The sequence below is a fragment of the Halobacillus sp. Cin3 genome (assembly GCF_947311855.1).
GTDB classification, from domain to species: Bacteria; Bacillota; Bacilli; order Bacillales; family Halobacillaceae; genus Halobacillus; species Halobacillus kuroshimensis.
Map to the genome: position 1 here is coordinate 1,239,639 of NZ_CAMZMV010000001.1, position 20,578 is coordinate 1,260,216.

Genomic DNA, 20,578 nt, shown 5'->3' on the forward strand with positions numbered 1-20,578 from the left:
CCTCTCTTTCACTGCAGTACGTATATTTGATATTAGAATCATACTCTAGTTGCAAGGATGCTGTCAAACCTCACTCAGAAAATAAATCAAGCTGCTTCAAAAACTTTTTGGATTTGATAAAATATCCGCCGTAACGGTCATAGTATTCATCCATCAGCTGACGGAGCAGCTTTTTATTTTCTTCCTTCATGGTAATCTGTCCGAGTCGTTTTACATCAATATGTAAAAATACACGCAGCAGCTTTGGCAGCGGATCCGGCAGGCCGTAGGCTCCGGGATCGATATGCTTGCAGCGGTAACAGAGAAGACCGCCTTCGGACATGGAAAAGGAATACGGACCTTCTGTACTGCCGCAGTTCAGGCAGTGATCGACCACCGGTGCAAATCCGGCCTTTTTAAAAAGCTTCAATTCATACATCATAGTGAGGATGTTCGGATCTTTATCTTCATTCATCCACACCATCGTCTGCAGAAGCTGTTCAAAAAGAAAAGGATCCGGTTGTTTTTCTTCTATGAGCTTGTCGGTCAGCTCTGCAATGTAGGAAGCATAGGCTGTTTTGACAATATCCTCGCGGATGGAACGGAGGGAGGATAACATTTCCCCCTGGCTCATAGATCCAAGTCCGGATCCTGACTGTATGAGATACATTCCGTGAATAAACGGCTGGGATACAGATGCCATCCGGCTCTTCGGCTTCTTAGCGCCTCTGGCCATGACACCTATTTTCCCTTTCTCCCTTGTCATCATCGTGACTATCTTATGTGTTTCCCCATAATTATTAGTACGGATCACAAGGCCTTCCACTTTGTCCATCAAGTGTATCACCTGCTCCGTTTACGAATTTTGATCATTCGTTGTCAGGGGATCAGGGGAGGAAGCAAATGGTTCCTGAGACTGTTGTTGATCCTGCGACTCAAATTCTTTCATCATCAAGTAAGTTTCCACACTTCCCGTCTGCCTGAAAACATTCCATGAAAGGTTGTCGAGCACAAGAAACACCGCCTTTCTTTTATTCGCTGATACCATTTACATGCTTATCTTGCTTTCCCCGGCCTGATCTATAAGGCTTAATTTTTTCCAACCTTTAATATTCGTCGTCCCTGTAACCGAAATCGCTGAGTTGAATCTGCTTGTTCCGCCAGTCTTTCTGTACTTTCACCCACAGTTCAAGATACACTTTACTGCCGAGCAGGGATTCAATATCCTTACGGGCTCTCTTGCCGACTTCCTTCAGCATGCTGCCCTGCTTCCCAATAATAATCCCTTTTTGAGATTTGCGTTCCACGATGATGGCCGCCTGGATATAAACGCCGGGAGCATCTTCCCTGGGCTTTATCCCTTCAATGACCACAGCAATGGAATGCGGAATTTCCTCTCTCGTCAGGTGAAGCACTTTTTCGCGGATGAATTCACTGATGACAAACCGCTCCGGGTGATCGGTAATCTGGTCTTCCGGATAAAACTGCGGACCTTCCGGCAGATGGCTTTTTAAAACCCCGAGCAGATGGTTGACGTTGTTACCCTCGAGAGCGGAGATCGGGATGATTTCTTCAAAATCATACATGTCCTTGTACTGCTCGATCAACGGCAGCAGCTTGTCCGGGTGAACCCGGTCGATTTTGTTGATGATCAGGAAGACAGGCTGGTTCACGCGCTGCAGGCGATCGATAATGAACTGATCCCCGCGCCCGTATCCTTCTTCTGCATTGATCATAAACAGGACGGCATCCACTTCATTAAGCGTATTTTCAGCTGTATTCACCATAAAATCGCCGAGTTTGTGCTTTGGTTTATGAATACCAGGGGTGTCGATAAAGACCATCTGGGATTCTTCATCGGTGTAGACACCCTGGATTTTGTTTCTTGTTGTCTGCGGCTTATCACTCATGATGGCAATTTTCTCACCAATTACGCGGTTCATGAACGTGGATTTACCAACGTTCGGACGGCCCACAATCGTAATAAAGCCTGATTTGAAATTCTCTGTCATACATGTTCCTCCAATAAAATCTAACCTTTAGGTTCTTCTGTATTCTATTATAACATCCCGTAAGGTTTACCGTTACATCAATAAAGCAAGGAGCTTAGGCCCGAACAGGAAAACACCTACGACCACAGATCCACCGGCAGCCGTAAGTACGGCCCCTGCTGCCACGTCCTTGACAGCACCCACGGCAGGGTGACGGTCCGGATGGAGGTGGTCCAGCAGTTTTTCAATAGCGGAATTAACCATCTCTAATGTCAGGACCAAAGCAATTGTAACCGTAAGTACAGCCCATTCCACTAAGGATAACCGCAGAATTCCGCCTGCTGTTAAGGCAAGGATGGCAGCCGCAGCATGAATGCGGAAATTCCGCTCCGATGTCCAGACCAGTTTGATGCCCCTCCATGCATAGGCAAATCCTATTCCTTTTTTCTTAGGATCGCTGGAGCCCGAATTCACGGAGAATGTCCTCCTGGCGGGTGAACATCTTCTTTTCATCCTCTTCATTCAGATGATCATATCCCAGCAGGTGAAGGAATCCGTGAAGAGCAAGGAAGCCGAATTCCCTTTCCAGAGAGTGATGATAATCCTCCGCCTGCTCCTTGGCCTTGTCCACAGAGATGACGATATCACCGAGCATCATTGGCAGGTTTTCATCCAGGATGTCCACTTCGCCTTCCCCTGTCTCCTGCATGGCAAAGGAAATGACGTCTGTCGGCTCATCCTTTTGTCGGTAGTTGCGGTTGAGTTCCTGAATTTCTTTATTGTCAACAAAGCTTACCGATACTTCAGCATCTCCGGTGATGCCTTCCCGTCCGCCTGCAAATTCAAGTATGCGCTGGATCATATCAACAAAAGCTTCGTCTACAGAGTTCGTTTCATCGTGAAAATCAATGGTGATCACTTGTCTTCCTCCTTATTTAAGGGCTTCTTCAGCCTCATGTAAAGTAACTGCGTCTGCTGCAGGGGATGTTATGATGGATCTTTTTCTTTCCGGCCATAAACCCGCTTTTCCAAGTGAAAAGCTCCCCTCTCCCCCTATCATATAGGGTGTCATGCTCCAAGGCAAATGGTTCATGGTAAGCGGACACAAAAAGAAATAAGACCCGGGGAGGGTCTTATTGTTTATCGCCTTCATATGCATCAATGATTCTCTGTACAAGCGGGTGACGGACAACGTCCGACTGATCAAGCTTAATGAACGATGCACCTTTGACAGAGCCAAGCGTCTCTTCAGCTACACGCAGCCCGGACTTGACACCTTTCGGCAGGTCAACCTGGGTAATATCCCCGGTGATGATCATCTTCGATCCAAAGCCAAGGCGGGTGAGGAACATTTTCATTTGTTCAGGGGTGGTATTCTGCGCTTCATCCAGAATGGCAAACGCATCATCCAGGGTACGGCCCCTCATATAGGCAAGCGGGGCGATCTCAATCGTTCCCCGGTCAATCAGTCTTGCTGTGTGTTCTGCTCCGAAAACGTCATGAAGAGAATCATACAGCGGCCGTAGATAAGGATCCACTTTTTCCTTCAAATCCCCGGGCAGGAAACCAAGGCTTTCCCCGGCTTCAACGGCAGGGCGTGTCAAGATGATCCTTTTTACGTCTCCATTTTTCAGGGCATTGACGGCCATAATGACAGCTAAGTATGTTTTTCCGGTTCCGGCCGGGCCGATTCCGAATACAAGATCATGATTTTTAATGGCAGCAATATAATTCCGCTGTCCGAGAGTTTTCACCCTGATGGACTTACCTTTAGAGTTTTTCGTGATTTCGTCTTCAAACAACGCTTCAAACTGATTGATTTTTCCTTTTTTAGCCAGTTCCACGGCGTAGACAATGTCTCGCTCTGTTACGGAAAGTCCTTTACGGATCAGAGCAAGGACACTCAGAAGAATATCCTCAACTAATTGAACATGTTCCGCCTGCCCGGACACCCGGACCTGGCCGCCGCGGGAGATGATCGTCACCTGCAGCTGTTCTTCAATTTGCTTCAAATTACGGTCCTCTGTCCCGAACAGGGCCAGAGTTTCTGTTGTATTATCCAATTGGATGTCCATTGTTTTCAACTCTTCCGGCATACTCAATCTCCTTGACTAATATACTTGGTCTCTGCAATGTTTTCATAAACTTTGTACAATAGGATTAATTTTACTTTACCATGCTCCTCACTAAGGTGCAAAACTTTTTCGTCTTTGATTTCTGCTCCCGGTTCAAGCTCCTGCAGCAGGCTCTGCCCCGCAGCCTTCCGTCCTATTTTCTCTATTTCCTTACGGGATGATTCCATCGCTCCTGTATCAATGGCGAAATGGTCTACGCGCTTCATGTTCAAAGGGAGTGAGTAAGAAAAAACCCTCCAGTCTGTTGTTACATTTTCGTCTCTGTAGCTTCCATCTGTTCCGCGCCACCACCCCCATACCGGAACAGACCAGCCTCCAATTTTCAAGTGATACTCGGTTTCAACTGTGCCGTCAGTGAGTGTTATGATCTGCTGAAGGGGAAGCTCCTGCTCCACCCTGTACCATGTCTCCGCTGTAACATCCCCCTCTGTGTGGACAAACGTCTCTCCTTCTTCGACGAGTTCACCTGTGGCGAGGACCTGTCCTTTCTTTACGACATCATAGACAGACACAAGCGGCCGGCCTTTTTTTATAAAGGTCTGAACGATCATCCCCTTCTTTGATGCGACGAGGTTGGAGGGCTGGTTGTCCTGATTCGTATCATGCCTGGTCTTTTTCACACCGTACAAATGGTAGCTTGTCCCTTGTTTTTTCACCCCGATCCATAACAGATCCGGAATATCCTCCAACAGCTGCTGCTGGATATCGTTTGGATCCTTCATTCCGATGGTCAACCGTCCCGGGGATACCCCATAAGTGTTCAGTTTCTTTTCAACTGCTGCCTCTAATTCAGGCGTCAATCCCTCGACCTTGATCGACCACAATGTATTCGCCGCCAGAAAGACGAGAACGAGCGCAGCCAGAAATGCCGCCGCCACGGAAAGCCGCCTCCGCATGAGCTTGTATAAAAAAGGAACGCCCTTCCCTTCCTTAATGGTCAGGCGGCACTTGTATTTTCTCCGGAGCGACCGGAGAATTTTCCAATCCTTGAGCCGGATGGTGAAGCGGACAGTCGTTTCGTCCAGTCGCCTCAGGCTGGTCACCCTGCACCCGCGCCGTGTGCACGCCTGTAAAAAAGGTTCCAGCAGTGGACCGGAAGCCTCGATGGTTAACACACCTTCAAAATATCCCCGCTGGTTTCCCATAAGACTCACCCTCCTTTGGAATCAGGAAAAAACTCAACAGATTTCAACTCTCCTTCCAGGAGAAGTTCTTCTTTCAGCATCATTTTCACCCCGAGGTCTCTGCCAACAATCCGGACCTGGCCCTTTTTGTATTGAATCCTTACTTCTTCCTCTGAAAAATGCAGGAGGCCTGTATGATTTTCTATGTAGACATGTATGGAGCCGATCGTAGTAATTCGTGGTAAATCCAGCATCACATCAGCCGGAAGGTCAAAGTAACGGCCGATCCATGTTCTAATCTGCTGCTGCCATTTTGGCATACAACGCCCCCCCTTCTTTTCATTTATACGAAAAACGCCCGAATTGTATCACTACAATTCGGGCGTTCGTCTATCTTTTTCGGGGGTGCGAGCGATGCGGCTTGTGCGCACGCGGGGGTCCAAGGATTTCAGCCATGACAATTCCTTCGGCCAGTTTTTTCTTATCCCACTTCCGCGCCTGCTCTACCAGAGGGCCCTCCATCGTTAACGGAGGAGCCTTTGTCGAGGCTTTCCGCCCAGCCGGAGGGTTTTCCTCCATAGGGCTGGATTTCTCTGCGTTATAGACCGGAGAATCCGTTATGGTCCGGTTATTGTTGTATCCAGAAGCGTCAGACCTTGATTTTTCAGCTATTTCTTCCAGACGCTTCTGTTTTTCTTCATAATACTCACGGAGACGGCCTCCTTTATCTTGCTGACCCTCTTTTTCCTGCTGCGGTTCCCCCTGGGACTTATTCGGATAAGGACGGGGCGCCGTTTGTTTCTTCGGAGCTCCCGGCTTTTGATCCTTTTCTTTTGACATCCCGCTGAACCAGCTGATAATTCCACCGATAATCGCAGCGACGATGACAAAATTACTGAATATCAATTCAATAAGATCTGCCATATGCATGCTCCTTTAAGTCAGCGAGGATTTACTTATCTTCTTCCGCTTCTTCGTCTGATGTGCGGCCGAGAGTATTTCTCATATCCGTATCAGCATTGATGTTCTGATAGTTCATGTAATCCATAACGCCCATTTTTCCGGAACGAAGAGCTTCTGCAAGGGCTTGAGGAACCTGGGCTTCTGCTTCCACAACCTTCGCCTGCATTTCCTGTACGCGGGCGCGCATTTCCTGCTCCTGCGCAATGGCCATCGCACGTCGTTCTTCTGCTTTCGCCTGAGCGATGTTTTTATCTGCTTCTGCCTGGTCGGTCTGAAGAATCGCACCGATGTTTTTACCGATATCAATATCAGCAATATCGATGGAGAGGATTTCAAAAGCCGTACCCGCATCCAGCCCTTTGCTCAATACGTTTTGAGAAATACGATCCGGATTTTCCAATACTTTGTTGTGGTTTTCACTGGAACCGATGGTCGATACAATTCCTTCACCAACACGGGCGATCACGGTATCTTCACCAGCACCACCGACAAGACGGTCGATATTAGCACGAACGGTGATACGCGCTTTGGCTTTCACTTCAATTCCGTCCATCGCTACACCAGCGATAAATGGTGTTTCAATAACCTTAGGGTTGACACTCATCTGTACGGCTTCCAGAACGTCACGGCCGGCCAGATCGATCGCAGCACAGCGTTCAAAGCTCAGTTCGATATTCGCACGCTGAGCGGCAATCAGCGCATTGACCACACGGTCGACGTTACCACCGGCAAGGTAGTGGCTTTCCAGCTGGTTGGTGTTGACGTTGACGCCGGCTTTATGGGCTTTAATCAACGGGTTGATGACGCGGGAAGGAATAACCCTTCTCAATCTCATTCCAACAAGCGTAAAGATATTGATCTTAACTCCGGCAGCCAGGGCACTGATCCAGAGCATGACCGGGATAAATGTGAAGAGCACAGCCAGTACGATAATAATGATACCGATAATGATAATCGGCATGAGTTCCTGCAATGTCACGTTGTTTCCTCCTCTTTTTTCAGTTCACGGACCACGATTCGTGATCCTTCGGTTTTCTTAATTTTCACTTTCTGATTCACTCCGATAAAGACACCTTCGGTAACGACGTCCAGCCGTTCCCCGTCAAATTCAGCGGTTCCCGAAGGCCGCAGCGGCGTCACGGCCGTCCCTTCCAGACCGATCAGATCCAGACGGTTAACCGATGAAACATACCCCTGCTCGGATGAGGTGGAATCATTCAGAATGATGTGCCGGAAAAAGCCACGTTCAAGCCCCATCGTCTTAAACAGGATTACGGATACAATTACAGTTACCAGAAGCGCAATACCAATGCTCATCGCCATATGTCCCATATCCGCTGAAGAAAGCATCAGGGAAAAGACGACGGCCGCCACCCCGGCAATTCCGGCTATCCCACCAGGCAGAAAGAATTCGGCAACAATAAGACCTATCCCCAGTACGAGTAAGATAATGGCCTCATAGCCGGCCAGACCGGCAACAATATGACCGTAGAAAAACAGGACAAGGGCTGTAGCCCCCATTGTTCCCGGTATCCCGAACCCTGGTGAGTAAAGTTCCACCACAAGCCCGAGACTTGCGACTGATAATAATATCGGTATGACAACGGGATCTGTTAGAAAACGGGCTGCGTTTTCTGACAGTGTCGGATTCTGTTCCACCACTTCCGCCCCGGATAAAGAAAGCTCATTTAATAATTCGTTCCGGTCTTCGACAATTCCTTCTGCATAGCCGACTTCTTCTGCTTCTCCCGGTCCCAGGGTAAGGAACTCGCCCTCAGGAGCCCCGTAATCGGGAAGATCAACGGCTGCATCGGCCATGGCACGGGCATAGAGTGGATCTCTTCCATTCGTTTCTGCTGCAGCAGCCATGGAGGAAATCCAGGCGGACTGGGCCTTTTTATCAGCCGCTGTCCCATCTGAGTTGATCACTCCGGAAGCCCCCATAGTCGCCTGCGGCTTCATGTATATGCTATCGGCATTCAAGGCGATGTAGGAACCCGCCGAGTAGGCACGGCTCGTTACAAACGCTGTGTTAGGTATATCAAGATCCTGGAAAATTTCTCCAATTTCTCCTGCCGCATCAACACGGCCTCCGGGTGTATCCACTTCAAAAATAATGTGATCGACACCATTTTCCTCAGCTTCCCCTGTGGTCCTCTTCAGAAAAGCAGCCATTCCACGTTCAACGGTATCTTCAACTGGAATGACGTAAACGGTTTCTCCTTCTCCTTCTGCTGCAGCAAAATCGAAACTGAGCACCAAAGAAGCTGCGGTTCCAAGCATAAACAATGTCAGCCAGAGTCGTAAACGCCAAGTACGTGTCATCGAACAATCACCCCCTCTTTTATCTTCCCCTCCGTATACTTCCTATACGAATGACAAAACAAAAAGTTTCGTTAAAAATAAAAAGGCCTCTCTTTCTACAGAGAGGCCTTTTATATTTACGATAATTGCTGAAGAACGAACTTATTGACCTGTGAACCATCGGCTCTGCCTTTTACTTTAGGCATGATGGCACTCATCACCTTGCCCATGTCGCTCTTGGAAGCAGCTCCTACTTCCTCGATTGTTTCATTGACAATCTGTTCAAGTTCTTCATCAGTGAGCTGTTTCGGCATATATACTTGTAAAATCTCAATTTCACGCTCGAGTCCTTCTACAAGATCGTCACGTCCAGCTTCTTTGAATTCATGGAGGGAATCATTTCTCTGCTTTACCTCACGAGATAAAACAGTCAATGCTTCTTCTTCAGATAATGAATCTTTACCCAATTTAATTGCTTCATTTTGCATAGAAGCACGGACCATGCGGATCGTAGATAATTTTTCCTTATCCCGCGCCTTCATGGCTGTTTTCATGTCCTGGGTCAGACGGTCAGTGATCGTCATCTATTCAACACCCTCTTTGATTACTTACGCTTTCTAGCCGCCTCAGACTTTTTCTTACGGCGTACGCTAGGCTTATCGTAATATTCACGCTTACGATATTCCGCTAATGTACCACTCTTTGATACAGAACGCTTAAAGCGACGAAGAGCATCTTCAAGAGACTCGTTTTTACGAACGCGAGTTGTATTTGACATGCTAATTTCCCTCCCTCCGAAGCAAACAAAACTGTTTCTCTTGTATGGGACCTCCCATACCTTTGACAATTATAGTATATGGTTTAAGGATGGTCAACTTTTTTTATAAGAAAAAGGGTCGATAAAGGATTGTTTTTTTATCTTTTCATCAAGCTTTATGTACTCGGAACGACCTAAATACAAAGGAATGTGCAGGTTTTTAAAATTGGGAAGACCATTTTCATTAAAAATTTCAGGAATATAGGAACAGGCGGTAATGGACCCGGTCACCCAGTCATGATCTCCAGTTGGAAGCACCTGATCAAGGCTGCATTCATAAGTAAGGTAGGCCTTCTCCAGGACCGGCCCTCCGTCCTTCCCTCTTTTCCATGCCTGACCGAAACTGGAAGCTTTATCTGTATCCACCCCGGAAGTACTTCCTGCATATTGAATAAAAGCCGCCTCCTCATAGGGCAGAAAATTAATCGTGAATGCACCGGCCTGCCGGATCAGCTGATAGGAATAACGTTCTCTTCCCACCGCCACTCCATACATCGGCGGGTCCATAGATAAAAAGGAATGCCACCCAGCTGACATGAAATTCACTTCTCCATCATACTCACTGCCTACAACGGCCACCATCCCTGGATAGCTGTGCATTTTCAATGGTTGTTTTTCCATTCCATTCTTCCTTTTTTAAATAGTGTATCAAAAAAAGGAAATTAAAAAAAGCGGCCGTAAGAGGCCGCTTTCGACATTTTAATAATCAGATGTCCCTTGTCCACCACTGATAATTGCTTTACCAGAGCTTGCACCAATACGTGTAGCGCCGGCTTCAATCATCGCTTTAGCTCCTTCATAATCACGGACGCCTCCAGAGGCTTTAACCCCCATGTCCGGTCCTACGGTTTTGCGCATCAAGCTGATATCCTCCACGGTTGCTCCACCACCAGAGAATCCAGTGGATGTTTTCACGTAATCAGCTCCAGCTGCTTTCGCCAATTCAGAAGCTTTCACTTTCTCTTCTTCCGTCAGCAGGGATGTTTCAATGATGACTTTCACAAGAGCTTTTCCTTCAGCTTCACGAACGACAGCTTCGATATCCTGCTGCACGTTGTCGTGATTTCCTGATTTCAGCTCTCCAACGTTGATCACCATGTCCACTTCTGTGGCTCCTTTTTCAATGGCCTGCTTCGTTTCGAAAGCTTTTGTTTCTTTCGTAACTGCTCCAAGCGGGAAGCCGATGACTGTGCAGACTTTTACATCTGTATCCGCCAGCAGTTCTGCGCAGTATTCCACCCAGTATGGGTTGACACAGACAGACATGAAGCCGCTCTCTTTGGCTTCCTCACAAATCTGTGTAATTTTTTCTTTCGGTGTATCTGGTTTCAACTGTGTATGATCAATCATTTTTGCAAGATTTTGTTCCATTTCTAAACGCTCCTTTATCATAGGTTGTACGTACCTCTCCACTATCTTAGCATGAAAGCGGTTTGATTGCGAGAGTTAACGAAGTGGTTTATGCTTCCTCCAACATGTAGGACAAAGCGGATAAAAAGTAAAGCGGGGCTGTTTCCATCCGCAGAATGCGAGGTCCCAGCCGGATGGATAAAAACCCGGCATTCTTGAAGGCTTCCACTTCTTTTTCAGAAAAGCCGCCCTCCGGACCAAAAATGACAGCGATGGAATCGCCTGGTCGAATGCCGCGCAGAACTTCGGAAAACTCCTGCTCTGACTCACTCCTCGCTTCCTCTGCATGGGCGAACAAGCACCAGTCATGGGATGCTTTCAAGTCAGTAATGTCCTTCATGGAATAAAGTCCGGAGATAGAAGGGATGACTGTCCGTTCTGACTGTTCGCTTGCTTCTTTCGCAATCTTCTCCAGCCGCTGAATTTTCTTGGGCGCCTTTTTCCCATCCCATTTGGCCACAGAGCGGTCAGCCTGATAGGGGATAAAGGAGAATGCGCCAAGCTCTGTCCCCTTTTGAACAACCTGCTCCAGCTTGTCCCCTTTACCTAAGCCTGCGGCGACAGTCACTTTGACCGGCAGCTCACGATCTTCTTCAATCCAGCGGGTGATGGAGCAGACAATCTCCTCAGAGAGGCTGTCAATCTTACATGCAGCAGGTCCATGGACAGGATGGACCGCAATGAGCTGGTCGCCCTCTCCCATCCTCATCACTCTGTTGATATGATGGACATCATCCCCGGCAATGGTTACCGACGTGTCACTCCAATACGGAGCGTCTATAAAATAACGCTGCATAGGGGTTCACTCCGGCTTTTTAGCGATAATGCTGATCCAGTCTTCCATTTTATTTGTTTCCACAATGTCGAAGCCTGATTCAATTAAACGGTCGCGCACCATTTCCTTGCGGGCAGAGATAATTCCACATGTAATGAAATAGCCGCCTGGTTTCACGACGCGGAACGCATCATCTGTGAATTTCACAATAATCTCAGCCAGAATGTTGGAAACGATCAAATCCGCTTCCCAATCCACACCTTCAAGCAGATCATTCACTTCGGAAGTCACCTGGTTTTCGACCCCGTTCAATATGGCATTATTCTTCGTGCTCGAAACAGCCACATCGTCCAGGTCGTAGGCGTACGCATGCTCGGCTCCAAGGAGGACGGAAGCGACACTCAGAATCCCGGACCCGGCACCGACATCAGCGACGACATCTCCCTTTTCCAGGTACTGCTCAAGCGCCTGGATGCTCAGCACCGTTGTCGGGTGAGTCCCTGTACCAAAGGCCATCCCGGGATCCATTTCTATGATAATTTCATCACTGGATACAGGGGTATAATCCTCCCACTCAGGGATAATGGTGATTTTTTCGGATATTTTAACGGGCTTGTAATACTTTTTCCAAGCTGTTGCCCAGTCCTCCTCATGGATTTCCTGGATCGTCACTTCATTGCGGCCGATATCAATGCCGAATTCAGTCAGATTGCTGATGGTTTTCTTCACTCCATCGACGGTCTCCATAAGAAAACTGTTCATAGGCATATAAGCTTTAACATAAACACCTTCAGCCGGATAGTCGGCAGGGTTCAACTCGTATATTTCTCCAAGCTTCGTTTTTTTACGCTGCATATCCGCAGGATCCTCAATAACCACTCCGCTGGCACCGGATTCATGCAGGATGTTTGATACAGGTTCAACCGCTTCTGTCGTCGTATGAACACAGACTTCAGACCATTTCATTACACTCCACCCTCTTCTCTTATTTCTAAAAAAGCCCGCAGGCCCTTTCTTCCCTCTCAAAAAAAGTCTGTACGATGAAAAACAGGACATTGGATAAAAATCACCTGCAGCTTCCATCGTACAGACTCTGATACGTCCTTAATCGCCTTTAAATGCGCGCTTCATTCGTTCAAAGAAATTGCCGTGCTGTTCTTCAGCCGCTTCGTTGCCACTAATGTCATTGAATTCACGAAGCAGCTCCTTTTGACGTTCGGTCAGGTTTTTCGGTGTGATGACTTTCGTCTTCACGTGCTGATCGCCCTGACCACGGCCATGAACATTCGGTGCCCCTTTTTCCTTCAGGCGGAACGTTTTGCCAGTCTGCGTACCGGCAGGAATTTTAAGCTTCACATTCCCATGAACCGTCGGCACTTGGATTTCGTCCCCAAGAGCTGCCTGAGCGAAAGTCAGGGGTACTTCACAGAAGATATGGTCGCCTTCGCGCTGGAAGAATTCATGAGGCTGGACACGGATGACGACAAACAAGTCTCCCGCTGGTCCGCCGTTGGCTCCTTCTTCCCCTTTGCCCTGCACACGGATCTGCTGTCCATCATCAATACCTGCCGGAATATCAAGATGGATCTTGTTGCGTTTTTTCACACGGCCGTCTCCACCGCAGGTATTACATTTATCCTTAACAATTTTCCCGCTTCCTTGACAGTGATGACAGACACGACGGTTCACAACACGGCCGAATGGTGTGTTCTGTTCCTGATTAATCTGACCGGAGCCTTGACAATGGGAACATGTTTCCGGAGTGGTCCCCGGCTTCGCTCCGGATCCATCACACGTATCACATTCTTCCTCAACAGGAATTTCAATATCTGTGGATTTTCCGAAGATGGCTTCCTCAAACTGAAGGGTCATCGTGTATTGAAGATCGGCACCTTTACGCGGTGCGTTCGGATCACGGCGACGGCCTCCACCGCCGAAGAACATATCAAAGATATCGCCGAAGCCACCGAAGTCTTCCGCTCCACCGCCAAATCCGCCGAAGCCTCCCTGGTTCGGACCGGCGTGGCCGAATTGGTCATACTGCGCTCTCTTCTGCTGATCACTCAAGGTTTCATAAGCTTCTTTTGCTTCCTTGAATTTCTCAGAAGCATTTTCCTCTTTGCTGACGTCTGGGTGGTATTGACGAGCCAGCTTACGGTAGGCTTTCTTAATTTCATCCTTCGAGGCATCCTTGGATACACCAAGCACCTCATAATAGTCACGTTTACTCACTTGTAGATCACTCTCCCGGACGCTATTGCATAACGTTAATATTAACATTGAAGGGTGGGGCGGGCAACTGTCGCCGCTTCCCCTTCTTATTCATTAAAAAAGTCAAAGTCAAGAAGACCCTGACTTTGACTTTTTTCTACGCTATCTTACTTCTTATCGTCTTCGTTGACTTCTTCATAGTCAGCATCTACGACATCTTCATCGGCTCCGCCTGACTGTTCACCCTGCTGGGCTTCAGCCTGCGCCTGTGCCTGCTCGTAAAGCTTAACGGAAAGAGCCTGGACCTGCTCCTGAAGAGCGTCTTTCTTCTCCTTGATTGCATCAAGGTCTTCGCCTTCAAGGGCTGTTTGAAGTTCTTCTTTAGCTGTTTCTGCTTTTTGTTTTTCCTCTTCACTGACCTGCTCACCAAGATCCTTGATGGTCTTGTCTGTTGTGAAGATCAGCTGATCAGCTTCGTTGCGAAGTTCAACAGTCTCACGCTTTTTCTTGTCTTCTTCGGCATTTTCTTCTGCCTGACGAACCATCTCTTCTACTTCGTCATCAGAAAGACCAGAAGAAGATTTGATTGTGATGGACTGCTCTTTGTTCGTACCAAGATCTTTCGCACGGACATTTACAATACCGTTGGCATCAATGTCGAAGGATACTTCGATTTGTGGTACCCCGCGTGGTGCCGGTGGGATATCCGTCAACTGGAAGCGTCCAAGAGTTTTATTATCCTGAGCCATTTCGCGCTCCCCTTGAAGGACGTGAATGTCTACAGCTGTCTGGTTGTCCGCCGCTGTAGAGAACGTCTGGGAGTGGCTTGTAGGGATCGTTGTGTTTCGTTCAATCAGCTTCGTCGTTACGCCGCCCATCGTTTCGATACCCAGGGAAAGTGGAGTGACGTCAAGTAGCACAACATCTTTTACGTCCCCTTGAAGGACACCACCCTGAATAGAGGCACCAAGAGCTACCACTTCGTCAGGGTTTACGCCTTTGGAAGGGTCCTGGCCGATTTCACGCTTGATGGCTTCCTGTACAGCTGGAATACGTGTAGAACCACCAACAAGGATGACTTTGTGGATGTCTCCAGCACTCATGCCGGCATCTTTAAGCGCCTGACGTGTCGGCTTCATGGAACGCTCAACAAGATCAGAAGCAAGCTCTTCAAATTTCGCACGAGTCAAGTTCATTTCAAGGTGAAGCGGTCCAGCTTCCCCTGCTGTGATGAACGGAAGGGAAATTTGTGTCTGTGCAACGCCGGAAAGATCTTTCTTCGCTTTTTCAGCTGCGTCTTTCAAGCGTTGTTTTGCCATTTTGTCCTGGGACAAGTCAATGCCGTTTTCTTTTTTGAATTCAGCTACCATGTGGTCGATAATGACTTGGTCGAAGTCGTCTCCGCCCAGACGATTGTCACCAGCTGTGGAAACTACTTCAAAAGTACCGTCACCGATGTCAAGGATGGATACGTCGAACGTACCGCCGCCAAGGTCATAAACAAGAATCGTCTGATCCTGGTCTTCCTTGTCAATGCCGTAGGCCAATGCTGCAGCTGTTGGCTCGTTAATGATCCGCTCTACCTGAAGACCAGCAATCTTACCGGCATCTTTGGTTGCCTGACGCTCAGCATCGTTAAAGTAGGCTGGAACTGTGATAACCGCTTTATCAACGGTTTCTCCAAGATAATCTTCAGCATAGTTCTTGATGTATTGAAGGATGATTGCAGAAACCTCTTGAGGTGTGTACTCTTTTCCTTCAACTTCCACCTTATAGTCTGTACCCATGTGACGCTTGATGGAAAGAAGAGTGTTCGGGTTGGTGATTGCCTGACGCTTCGCAACCTCCCCTACCTGACGTTCTCCATTTTTGAATGCCACTGCGGATGGCGTTGTGCGGTTACCTTCAGGGTTAGGGATAACTTTCGCTTCCCCACCTTCCATCACTGCCACACAAGAGTTCGTTGTACCTAAGTCAATACCAATGATTTTACCCATGGTTGAATGTCCTCCTTTACGTACTCATCTACCTGTTTTTTTATTGGTTTACTTTTACCATTGACGGGCGGATAACCCGGTCTTTCAATCGATAGCCCTTTTGGAGCTCTTCCACTACGATATTGGATTCGTAGTTTTCATCCTCTACCTGCATCACTGCCTGGTGAAGGTGTGGATCAAACTCCTCTCCCTGTGCAGGGATGACTTCAACGCCTTCTTTCTCAAGAGCGGATTTGAATTGGTCGTAGACCATCTTCATACCGTTGGCAAGATTTTTGGCGGCGTCACTGTCGACTTCCACCTGAAGGGCTCTATCGAAGTTATCTAAAGCTGGAATCAGCTCTTCAATAAGACTTTGGGATCGATATTTCCGATCCGCCTCTTTTTCTTTCTGAGTACGGCGGCGGAAATTATCATAGTCTGCCTGAAGACGAACCAGACGGTTGTTCAGCTCTTCTTTTTCCTGACGGAGCTGCTCTGTTTCACCTTGAGACTCTTCAGTTTCTTCTACTACTTCACCTTGAACCTCTTCCGGTTCATGCTGTTCATCTTTTTCATCAATGATTTCCTGTTTGTTCTCTTCCATGACTTCCACCTCCTACTATCCATTACACCGTTAATGAATATAACATGAATCTATATCCTAAAAAAGCATCACACAAAAAGAAGCGATGGGAAACCCCGCCCATCCTCTTTATGCCATCCGCAGGGTTAATACCAGCCCCGGAACGTATTGGTCATATGCTTGGATAGTACATTCATCAATGAAAACATCCGGTTATACTCCATGCGCGTCGGACCTAATAAAGCGATGGTCCCCATCTGGTTGTTGCCAAGATGATAGGTGGCCGTTATCAGGCTGCAGTTCTGCATGGAATCGAATGGATTCTCCTGACCTATTCTGACTTGGATGCCTTCCTGACCGGAACGCAGCAGATCAGCCATTTCATTTTCCTGTTCAATCGTAGCATAAAGCGACCGGACCTTTTCAAGATCCCTGAATTCCGGCTGCATGAGAATGTTCGTCTTACCACCGATGTAAAGCTTCGTCGGGTGGTCTTCCACAAGAGCGGCTCTTAAATAAGCGAACGCTTCTTCGTGGTGCTCTGTATGGTGTCTTAACAAGGCGTTGATTTCCGTATAGAGCTTCTCGTGCAGCTTGACAAGGGGAACCCCCTGCAGACGCTGGTTCAGGATGTTGACCATCTTCTCAAGGTCGGTGCCTTTCATTTCCACAGGTACATTGAAAGCCCTGTGCTCCACATGCCCGGTGTCTGTAACAAGGATGGCAATCGCAGAGTGATCAGAGAGCGGAACGATTTGGAGCTGCTTCAGCTTCGTTTCAAAAACTTCCGGCCCAAGTATGATGGACGTGTAGTTGGTCATTTCAGACAGGATCCCCGCCGATTTTTGAACCACTCTTTCAAATTCCATCATTTTATCATTAAAGGCATCTCTGATCGTAACGATTTCCTGCTGGGACAACCGCAATGGAGAAAGCAGATGGTCGACATAAAAGCGGTAGCCTTTTTCAGAAGGCACCCTTCCGGATGAGGAATGGGTCTTTTCAATAAACCCCTGATCCTCAAGGTCGGCCATTTCGTTACGTATCGTAGCGGAGCTGAACGTTACAGCTTCTTTCTTCGCTATGGTACGCGATCCTACCGGCTGAGCGGTCAGAATGAAATCATCAATAATCACTTGCAAAATCAGCAATTGTCTATCTGTTAACATCGATGATCACCTCTGTTAGCACTCGTTTAAAGTGAGTGCTAAATCTAATAATAAATTATCAAAAGGGTTCGGTGATGTCAACGGAAAACCATCAATTTTTCATTCGTCCAGAAGGAATTCCTGAAACACTTCGTTCCCAAGGATTCTTCCCCGTGGTGTGAGCTGGATAAACCCGTTGTTTTCCTGAATCAGCTGCCTGTTTTTCAATATACCCAGTGCGTCACCGAAAACGTCATCCATGGGCTTCTGGTATTTTTCGTAAAACTGCTCGATGGATACGCCCTGCGTTTTCCTCAATCCGAGGAACATCTCTTCTTCCATTTCTTCCTTGGTTGTGATGGGTTCTTCGTGAAGAATCGGCTTTCCGTCTTCTCCTGCCTTTTTCACATAGGCTGGAAGCGGACGGATATTGATCGTTCGTTTTCCAGGCATATAGCCATGGGCACCTGCCCCGATTCCGTAGTAATACTCGTTATTCCAGTATGTCAGGTTGTGTTTGCTTTCAAACCCAGGAAGGGCGAAGTTGCTGATCTCATACTGATGGGCTCCGGCGGCACCGAGTTTACGCTGTAGCAGCTCATACATCTCGGCCTCATCCTCTTCCGGCGCTTTTGTCAGTTTCCCTTTTTTATAGCGTTGATAAAAAATCGTTTTCGGTTCAATCTGCAGTGAATAGGACGAATAGTGAGGCAGACCGAACTGGACCGCTTCATCCACCGTTTTTTCGAAGTCTTCCACCGTCTGGCCGGGAAGAGCATACATTAAGTCAATGCTTATATTGGTAAGGCCCGCCTGTACGAGACGGTCAATATTCGTATAGACGTCCTTCACTTTGTGTACACGTCCGATTTTTTCCAGCATCTCATCATCAAAAACCTGGACACCGAGAGAAATCCGATCCACCCCGTAGGCTTTCAGCAGACGTACTTTCTCCACGTCAAGGTCTCCCGGGTTCGCTTCGAATGTATATTCCTCACAGGAGGCGGTATCAAAGTGATCATCAATCATCTTCAGCAGTTTTTCCAACTGCTTATGATTGACGGCTGTAGGGGTACCTCCACCTACGAAGATCGTGCGCACGCGGGCCTTCTCCCCCGGGATGTACGTGTGAATTTCTTTCTCCAATGCTTCTAAATATTCATCTGCCAGCCGTTCATTGTAAAAGAACTTCGTAAAGTCGCAGTAATGGCAGATCTGCTGACAGAAAGGAATGTGTATATAAGCGGATGGGATATTCATGGATGTTTCCACCTTTCATAAGGAAAACCGCAAGAGAATAGTCTCCTGCGGTCTTTATAGTAAGTCTGTTCGTTTAGTCTTCGTTCAAATCAAGCACAGACATGAAGGCTTCCTGCGGAACTTCCACAGAGCCTACCATCTTCATGCGCTTCTTCCCTTCCTTCTGCTTCTCAAGCAGTTTACGCTTACGGGAGATATCTCCTCCGTAACATTTGGAAAGGACGTTCTTACGCATCGCCTTGATCGTCGTACGGGCGATGATTTTGTTTCCGATTGCAGCCTGGACCGGAACCTCGAACTGCTGTCTCGGAATGAGTTCTTTTAACTTATCCGCAATCAGCTTCCCGCGCTCGTAGGCGAAATCTCTGTGCACGATGAAGGAAAGCGCGTCAATGGTGTCTCCGTTCAGAAGGATATCCATTTTCACAAGGTTGGATACACGGTAGCCGATGAGTTCATAATCAAAGGACGCATATCCTTTCGTCTGGGACTTCAAGGAATCGAAGAAGTCATAGACAATTTCAGACAATGGAATTTCATATACGATGTTGACACGGTTGTCATCAAGATACTGCATATCCATGAAGTTTCCGCGCTTGCGCTGACAGATCTCCATAACCGGACCAACATAATCATTCGGAACCATTATCGTAGCCCTGACAAAAGGCTCCTGCACCTCATCCAATGTCTGATTATCAGGCATCATGGACGGGTTGTCGACATTCATTTCAGAACCGTCTGTCGTCGAAACCTTATAAATAACGCTCGGAGCTGTGGTAATAAGGTCGATTTTATATTCGCGTTCGATCCGTTCCTGGATGATTTCCATGTGCAGCATTCCGAGGAAACCACAGCGGAAACCAAACCCAAGCGCCTGGGAGGTCTCTGCTTCGAACTGCAGGGAGGAATCGTTCAATTCCAGACGCTCCAACGCATCACGAAGATCGTTATATTTACTGGCATCCACCGGATACATCCCACAGAATACCATCGGATTCATACGCTTGTAACCCGGAAGCGGTTCAGCCGCAGGGTTGGAGGCCAGCGTAATCGTGTCACCCACACGGCTGTCTCCGATGTTTTTAATGGAGGCTGTCAAGTAACCGACATCACCGACCGTCAGTTCTTTTTTCTGAGTCGGAGTCGGACGGAAGACGCCGAGTTCATTCACTTCGAACTCTTTGCCTGTTGCCATCATTTTTATTTTGTCGCCCATTTTAATAGAGCCCTCACGGACACAGACATAGGCAACGACACCGCGGTAGGAATCATAGAGGGAATCAAAGATCAACGCTTTCGTCGGGTCTTTGACACCGCCCTCCGGTGCAGGAATATCGGTCACGATCCGCTCCAGAATTTCGTCGATGCCGACTCCCTCTTTAGCTGACGCAAGGATCGCATCGGACGCATCAATGCCGATCACGTCTTCGATTTCCTGCTTAATCCGCTCAGGATCCGCACCAGGAAGGTCGATTTTGTTAATTACCGGGATGATTTCCAAATCGTTTTCCAACGCCAGATACACGTTCGCAAGCGTCTGGGCTTCGATTCCCTGTGCAGCGTCGACGACGAGGATCGCCCCTTCGCAGGCAGCAAGACTTCGGGAAACCTCATATGTAAAATCGACGTGGCCCGGTGTATCAATCAGGTGAAACGTATAATCCAAACCGTCATTCGCTTCATAATTCAATTGAACGGCGTTCAGTTTAATCGTAATCCCGCGCTCACGTTCCAGATCCATAGCATCAAGGAACTGCTCTTTCATTTCACGCTGGGTTAAGGCTTTTGTTTTTTCTAGGATACGGTCCGCCAATGTCGATTTCCCGTGGTCGATATGGGCAATAATCGAAAAGTTCCGAACCCTCTCCTGTTTGTTTTGTGCTGTCAACTTAAATCACT

At 47.8% G+C, this 20,578-nt stretch carries 23 protein-coding genes; all 23 read right to left on the reverse strand.

Translation table 11 applies throughout. The features are described from left to right. Positions 1–70: 70 nt before the first annotated feature. A complete protein-coding gene (gene recO, locus QMA39_RS06675; protein WP_027955364.1) occupies positions 71–817 on the reverse strand; it encodes a DNA repair protein RecO in 747 nt (248 codons plus the stop codon). Between the two features lie 18 nt (positions 818–835). After that, positions 836–1,027 (reverse strand): YqzL family protein, encoded by a 192-nt coding sequence (locus QMA39_RS06680; protein ID WP_035532030.1) that lies wholly within the window; start codon positions 1,025–1,027, stop codon positions 836–838. A 58-nt stretch (positions 1,028–1,085) separates the two neighbouring features. After that, the gene (era, locus tag QMA39_RS06685; RefSeq protein WP_027955363.1) at positions 1,086–1,991 is read right to left on the reverse strand and encodes a GTPase Era; all 906 of its coding nucleotides are present in this window, start codon (positions 1,989–1,991) and stop codon (positions 1,086–1,088) included. Between the two features lie 72 nt (positions 1,992–2,063). Next, the gene (locus tag QMA39_RS06690) at positions 2,064–2,444 is read right to left on the reverse strand and encodes a diacylglycerol kinase (protein ID WP_027955362.1); all 381 of its coding nucleotides are present in this window, start codon (positions 2,442–2,444) and stop codon (positions 2,064–2,066) included. Then, positions 2,419–2,886, reverse strand: coding sequence for an rRNA maturation RNase YbeY (ybeY, locus tag QMA39_RS06695; protein WP_027955361.1), 468 nt, complete (start codon positions 2,884–2,886; stop codon positions 2,419–2,421). Before ybeY ends, QMA39_RS06690 begins: the two co-directional genes overlap by 26 nt. Before the next feature lie 217 nt (positions 2,887–3,103). Further along, positions 3,104–4,066 carry a PhoH family protein gene (locus tag QMA39_RS06700; RefSeq protein ID WP_027955360.1) on the reverse strand — a complete coding sequence of 321 codons (963 nt, stop codon included), beginning with the start codon at positions 4,064–4,066 and terminating at the stop codon, positions 3,104–3,106. Between the two features lie 2 nt (positions 4,067–4,068). Next, positions 4,069–5,250, reverse strand: a complete 1,182-nt coding sequence (gene yqfD / locus QMA39_RS06705; protein WP_027955359.1) for a sporulation protein YqfD — start codon at positions 5,248–5,250, stop codon at positions 4,069–4,071. 5 nt (positions 5,251–5,255) lie between these two features. After that, on the reverse strand, positions 5,256–5,549 hold the full coding sequence (gene yqfC, locus QMA39_RS06710) for a sporulation protein YqfC (protein WP_027955358.1): 294 nt from the start codon (positions 5,547–5,549) through the stop codon (positions 5,256–5,258). A 70-nt stretch (positions 5,550–5,619) separates the two neighbouring features. Beyond that, positions 5,620–6,153: a hypothetical protein gene (locus tag QMA39_RS06715; RefSeq protein WP_206935223.1), complete on the reverse strand. Its 534-nt coding sequence runs from the start codon at positions 6,151–6,153 to the stop codon at positions 5,620–5,622. A gap of 28 nt (positions 6,154–6,181) precedes the next feature. Further along, positions 6,182–7,171, reverse strand: a complete 990-nt coding sequence (gene floA / locus QMA39_RS06720) for a flotillin-like protein FloA (RefSeq protein ID WP_027955356.1) — start codon at positions 7,169–7,171, stop codon at positions 6,182–6,184. After that, positions 7,168–8,475, reverse strand: a complete 1,308-nt coding sequence (locus tag QMA39_RS06725; protein ID WP_281658388.1) for a nodulation protein NfeD — start codon at positions 8,473–8,475, stop codon at positions 7,168–7,170. The genes floA and QMA39_RS06725 overlap by 4 nt, the downstream gene beginning before the upstream one ends. A 158-nt stretch (positions 8,476–8,633) precedes the next feature. Beyond that, positions 8,634–9,080 (reverse strand): GatB/YqeY domain-containing protein, encoded by a 447-nt coding sequence (locus tag QMA39_RS06730; RefSeq protein WP_027955354.1) that lies wholly within the window; start codon positions 9,078–9,080, stop codon positions 8,634–8,636. A 20-nt stretch (positions 9,081–9,100) separates the two neighbouring features. Next, entirely contained in the window at positions 9,101–9,274 is a 174-nt protein-coding gene (gene rpsU / locus QMA39_RS06735) for a 30S ribosomal protein S21 (protein WP_027955353.1), read from the reverse strand. 93 nt (positions 9,275–9,367) lie between these two features. After that, a complete protein-coding gene (locus QMA39_RS06740) occupies positions 9,368–9,934 on the reverse strand; it encodes a flavin reductase family protein (protein ID WP_281658258.1) in 567 nt (188 codons plus the stop codon). A 78-nt stretch (positions 9,935–10,012) separates the two neighbouring features. Further along, positions 10,013–10,684, reverse strand: a complete 672-nt coding sequence (deoC, locus tag QMA39_RS06745) for a deoxyribose-phosphate aldolase (protein ID WP_206935232.1) — start codon at positions 10,682–10,684, stop codon at positions 10,013–10,015. Between the two features lie 88 nt (positions 10,685–10,772). Then, positions 10,773–11,519: a 16S rRNA (uracil(1498)-N(3))-methyltransferase gene (locus QMA39_RS06750; protein WP_281658259.1), complete on the reverse strand. Its 747-nt coding sequence runs from the start codon at positions 11,517–11,519 to the stop codon at positions 10,773–10,775. A 6-nt stretch (positions 11,520–11,525) separates the two neighbouring features. Beyond that, positions 11,526–12,464 carry a 50S ribosomal protein L11 methyltransferase gene (gene prmA / locus QMA39_RS06755; protein ID WP_206935238.1) on the reverse strand — a complete coding sequence of 313 codons (939 nt, stop codon included), beginning with the start codon at positions 12,462–12,464 and terminating at the stop codon, positions 11,526–11,528. 138 nt (positions 12,465–12,602) lie between these two features. Continuing rightward, the gene (dnaJ, locus tag QMA39_RS06760; protein WP_206935645.1) at positions 12,603–13,730 is read right to left on the reverse strand and encodes a molecular chaperone DnaJ; all 1,128 of its coding nucleotides are present in this window, start codon (positions 13,728–13,730) and stop codon (positions 12,603–12,605) included. A 146-nt stretch (positions 13,731–13,876) separates the two neighbouring features. Beyond that, entirely contained in the window at positions 13,877–15,706 is a 1,830-nt protein-coding gene (dnaK, locus tag QMA39_RS06765; RefSeq protein WP_027955347.1) for a molecular chaperone DnaK, read from the reverse strand. A gap of 40 nt (positions 15,707–15,746) precedes the next feature. Beyond that, on the reverse strand, positions 15,747–16,292 hold the full coding sequence (grpE, locus tag QMA39_RS06770; protein WP_027955346.1) for a nucleotide exchange factor GrpE: 546 nt from the start codon (positions 16,290–16,292) through the stop codon (positions 15,747–15,749). A 125-nt stretch (positions 16,293–16,417) separates the two neighbouring features. Next, positions 16,418–17,440, reverse strand: coding sequence for a heat-inducible transcriptional repressor HrcA (hrcA, locus tag QMA39_RS06775; RefSeq protein WP_206935241.1), 1,023 nt, complete (start codon positions 17,438–17,440; stop codon positions 16,418–16,420). A 99-nt stretch (positions 17,441–17,539) separates the two neighbouring features. Beyond that, the gene (gene hemW / locus QMA39_RS06780) at positions 17,540–18,679 is read right to left on the reverse strand and encodes a radical SAM family heme chaperone HemW (RefSeq protein ID WP_281658260.1); all 1,140 of its coding nucleotides are present in this window, start codon (positions 18,677–18,679) and stop codon (positions 17,540–17,542) included. Positions 18,680–18,752: 73 nt separating this feature from the next. Continuing rightward, complete coding sequence (gene lepA / locus QMA39_RS06785; protein ID WP_206935247.1) at positions 18,753–20,567, reverse strand: translation elongation factor 4; 1,815 nt, start codon at positions 20,565–20,567, stop codon at positions 18,753–18,755. Between the last annotated feature and the right edge of the window lie 11 nt (positions 20,568–20,578).

Excerpts from the sequence above, each read along its gene's own strand:
- QMA39_RS06680 (WP_035532030.1), bottom strand. The coding sequence starts at position 1,027 with ATGGTATCAGCGAATAAAAGAAAGGCGGTGTTTCTTGTGCTCGACAAC.
- era (WP_027955363.1), bottom strand. The coding sequence starts at position 1,991 with ATGACAGAGAATTTCAAATCAGGCTTTATTACGATTGTGGGCCGTCCG.
- QMA39_RS06700 (WP_027955360.1), bottom strand. The coding sequence starts at position 4,066 with ATGCCGGAAGAGTTGAAAACAATGGACATCCAATTGGATAATACAACA.
- yqfD (WP_027955359.1), bottom strand. The coding sequence starts at position 5,250 with ATGGGAAACCAGCGGGGATATTTTGAAGGTGTGTTAACCATCGAGGCT.
- yqfC (WP_027955358.1), bottom strand. The coding sequence starts at position 5,549 with ATGCCAAAATGGCAGCAGCAGATTAGAACATGGATCGGCCGTTACTTT.
- QMA39_RS06715 (WP_206935223.1), bottom strand. The coding sequence starts at position 6,153 with ATGGCAGATCTTATTGAATTGATATTCAGTAATTTTGTCATCGTCGCT.
- QMA39_RS06725 (WP_281658388.1), bottom strand. The coding sequence starts at position 8,475 with ATGCTTGGAACCGCAGCTTCTTTGGTGCTCAGTTTCGATTTTGCTGCA.
- QMA39_RS06730 (WP_027955354.1), bottom strand. The coding sequence starts at position 9,080 with ATGACGATCACTGACCGTCTGACCCAGGACATGAAAACAGCCATGAAG.
- rpsU (WP_027955353.1), bottom strand. The coding sequence starts at position 9,274 with ATGTCAAATACAACTCGCGTTCGTAAAAACGAGTCTCTTGAAGATGCT.
- QMA39_RS06740 (WP_281658258.1), bottom strand. The coding sequence starts at position 9,934 with ATGGAAAAACAACCATTGAAAATGCACAGCTATCCAGGGATGGTGGCC.
- deoC (WP_206935232.1), bottom strand. The coding sequence starts at position 10,684 with ATGGAACAAAATCTTGCAAAAATGATTGATCATACACAGTTGAAACCA.
- QMA39_RS06750 (WP_281658259.1), bottom strand. The coding sequence starts at position 11,519 with ATGCAGCGTTATTTTATAGACGCTCCGTATTGGAGTGACACGTCGGTA.
- prmA (WP_206935238.1), bottom strand. The coding sequence starts at position 12,464 with ATGAAATGGTCTGAAGTCTGTGTTCATACGACGACAGAAGCGGTTGAA.
- dnaK (WP_027955347.1), bottom strand. The coding sequence starts at position 15,706 with ATGGGTAAAATCATTGGTATTGACTTAGGTACAACGAACTCTTGTGTG.
- grpE (WP_027955346.1), bottom strand. The coding sequence starts at position 16,292 with ATGGAAGAGAACAAACAGGAAATCATTGATGAAAAAGATGAACAGCAT.
- hrcA (WP_206935241.1), bottom strand. The coding sequence starts at position 17,440 with ATGTTAACAGATAGACAATTGCTGATTTTGCAAGTGATTATTGATGAT.
- hemW (WP_281658260.1), bottom strand. The coding sequence starts at position 18,679 with ATGAATATCCCATCCGCTTATATACACATTCCTTTCTGTCAGCAGATC.